Annotated in this window: 4 protein-coding genes and 1 pseudogene; 3 read left to right on the top strand and 2 right to left on the bottom strand. The window is 26.6% G+C overall.

Features of this window, described 5'->3' with window-relative positions; all coding sequences use genetic code 11:
• Both SH09_RS03615 and SH09_RS17415 read left to right on the top strand, forming a co-directional pair.
• Positions 1-696 (top strand): lantibiotic immunity ABC transporter MutE/EpiE family permease subunit (locus SH09_RS03615; protein ID WP_052495410.1); only part of this gene is annotated, 696 nt, incomplete at its 5' end.
• Positions 686-1,378, top strand: coding sequence for a BsaG family lantibiotic immunity ABC transporter permease subunit (locus SH09_RS17415; RefSeq protein ID WP_042738270.1), 693 nt, complete (start codon positions 686-688; stop codon positions 1,376-1,378). The genes SH09_RS03615 and SH09_RS17415, both read left to right, overlap by 11 nt.
• A 156-nt stretch (positions 1,379-1,534) precedes the next feature.
• Here SH09_RS17415 and SH09_RS03605 read toward each other — a convergent pair whose 3' ends face one another.
• Together SH09_RS03605 and SH09_RS03600 are read right to left on the bottom strand one after the other, a co-directional pair.
• Entirely contained in the window at positions 1,535-1,720 is a 186-nt protein-coding gene (locus SH09_RS03605; protein ID WP_011276570.1) for a helix-turn-helix transcriptional regulator, read from the bottom strand.
• Between the two features lie 4 nt (positions 1,721-1,724).
• Positions 1,725-2,063 (bottom strand): annotated as a pseudogene (locus SH09_RS03600) (hypothetical protein).
• 110 nt (positions 2,064-2,173) lie between these two features.
• On the opposite strand from SH09_RS03600, the gene SH09_RS03595 reads away from it, so the two are divergent.
• A complete protein-coding gene (locus tag SH09_RS03595; RefSeq protein WP_042738268.1) occupies positions 2,174-2,959 on the top strand; it encodes a hypothetical protein in 786 nt (261 codons plus the stop codon).
• Positions 2,960-2,984: the final 25 nt, after the last annotated feature.

The following is a 2,984-nucleotide window of genomic DNA, read 5'->3' as shown; positions in this document are numbered from 1 at the left end:
CCTTTGTTTTTTTTAGCATTCGCATTATTTACTGCTTTATTTGCTCAAAGCAGTCCTAACCAACATGATTTATCTCCATTCTTATCTCTATTATTTAATTTGTGGCCATATTTTGTCATGCCAATTATTATATGCATTTCTTGTAGCTCGATGATTGGTATAGAGAAAAGAAATAGCTTATTCAATTATTATGTAAGTAATAACTGGTCGATTAATAAGATGATTAAAAGTAAAATATTAGTTATGAGTATTGCTTTATTATTCCATACTATAATAATGTTATTTGTCGCAATGATAGGGAATTTATTGGTTGGTGGAAATTCAGTTAGTTTATTCCTTGTATTAGTCACGTTGTTTTTAGTCTTTTTTGTAAGTCTTCCGCTGATACCGCTCAATTTTTTGTTTGTTAAGCGTTTTGGCGTGTTTTTTTCTATTTTTTTAAACATTGCGTTAACTATAATCAGTATTGTCTTTATCACTATTACTAAATTCTTTTGGATTCTACCTTGGTCATATATTGGAAGAATTCCACTAATTACTTTATCATTAAACCCAAATGGTACTCTTATGAGTAAGGATAGCCCATATTTTAACGACTTAAATTCGTTATCTTTAACCATAATAATTAGTATAATTTATTTTTCTATTTTCTTTATGTCAAATACTAAGAAAAGTTGGAATATAAATGAAAAATGAACTAAAAGTAATTAATTTAAAATTTCGTACTCAGATACTAACCTATACTCCCACATTGTTCACAATTTTTTATATTACTTTTATTAATCTTTACTTAGGAGGTAACTGGAATTATACTTCTATTTCTCAATATACCTCTAGTTTTAATGCGTTATCTTCTTTAATTATTGCTATTACTACATATCAAGTAATACATTTTGAAGAAAGTATAGGTCATTTTAACCATATACTAGGCAAATCCAAGAGAAGCTTATGGGTTTGCGCAACACTTAGCTATATATTTATCAACTATTTATTTTGCTTATTAATCTCAACAGTTAACTTTATTGTGATGACTCACAATGTAAAACTAACTTTGTTTTATGTAGCTAGTAGTTCTTTTATGAATATAATTATAATACTATTAATATTCATAATTAGTTTATTTACGGGTAGTATTTTCTCAATGGTATCAGGGGTTGTAATTACAATATTTAATATTTATTTTGGTATAGAAATGCTTGGTGATAAATCTTGGTATTATATTCCTATCACCTATTCAACTAGATATACTTCCATGTTTATAAACAATTCAGTCCCCTTCTTTTTAACAATGTCTATTTATATTATAAGTATAATAATGATGTTCATATGTCTTTTAGTCTTAGTTAAAAATTGGTCAGGTAGAAGTATTCAAGATTGAATTTCTTATTTTGAAAAGAACACTATGCCTACAATACTTTATTAACATAATTCTCAACAATGATTTTTAACCATCGTTATTGAGACAAAATTTAATAGTACTACTACACAAAAAGAGAGTTCGAATTTGCACTCTCTTTTTGTGATAAATGAATGGTTAAGAAAATAATTCATCTACAGTTGTATCAAACAATTTTGCCAACTTAAATGCTAATGTCAATGTAGGATCATATTTATTGTTTTCTATAGCATTAATAGTTTGCCTAGATACTTTTAATTCCTTACTTAAAGCTTCTTGAGAAATTCTTTTTTGCTTTCTATATTCTCTAATTCTATTTTTCATTAATTTAACCTTTAGATGTGTATTTTTTTATTTGTAGTAAAGTAATTAAAAGCCATAAGTAAATAGCAGCTACTATAAAGAAAATTTCTGGATATTGAGAAAACCAAGTTTTTTCAATATTTGGTGTTAAACCAATCAATCTAATTAATAATGTAAATAACATACAATAGATAATCCAAATAAAACTTTTAGCAAGTATCTCAATAAACATTTTACGCTGTCTCTCATCGTATCGATCTTGCTGTCCTTTTTTATCTAATGTTTCTGAAGGTAAATATTTGTTAGTTAAAGCCGTCCATAAATAGGAAAAAATTAAAATAACAATAAAAGGAATTAAATTCATTATAACACCTCATAAATGTCAAATACTTTATATATATTAATGTGTTTAAAAACTTACTATGTTATATTGCATTTAGTAAAGCATTCACTATTTTAAAAGGAGTTATAAAATTGCCTGTTTTAGTTTTATTTATTGAAACAATTTTAGTAACAATATTCATGATTGGAAGTATAATAGGGGTTTTTAATAACTCTATTTCTCCATGGATATTCGTTATTTTCTGGGTAGCAAGTATTGTTATTTTATTGGGAACTATTATGATAAGAAATTACTCTAAACGAAAATATAAAAAAGAACTCACATTATATGAAAACAGTCCTAACTTACATGAGAAGGAATATTTTTATCAAGCCCCATTGTACATATTCGATGATATACATATCAAAGTTCATGGTATGAGTGATGCAATATGGACTCCATATTTTAATAATAATCTTCAAAAATGGCTAAGTGTATTTGATATTTTCCCTGTCTATGGTGTTAAACTTACATCAGTAGATCACACTATTATTTTAAAGAGAACTAAACTATGGTCTTTGAGGCCCCATTATAGGGTCTTTATTGATGAAGAAGAAGTAGGCATGTTACAGATGATAAAATTGTTAAAAGGAGGAATAAAGCAACAAACACCCTATATTTTTTCAAGCAGTAACGACACATATAAGTTTAGCAACCCTTATTTTTCAACTAAAACAGTTATAACAGGAAAAGAAAATAATGAAATATTAACAGCGCAACGTTCATTTTTTGATTTAGATAAAAATCTAGTAACTCGACGTAGAGGAGAAAAACACAGTATAGTAATTGAAGCAAATGATACCCAAATACCATATCCTCACGAACTTTGGATTGCTTTATACATTCAAGTCATGATAAATAAGCAAAAGGAACAATAGTAAATACTTAGTTTAGAAAAAAGAG

Origin of the sequence: Staphylococcus gallinarum (assembly GCF_000875895.1) — a bacterium.
Taxonomy (GTDB): Bacteria; Bacillota; Bacilli; order Staphylococcales; family Staphylococcaceae; genus Staphylococcus; species Staphylococcus gallinarum.
Note: the sequence above shows the minus strand (reverse complement) of the source record. Positions and strands in the feature narration are given on the sequence as shown.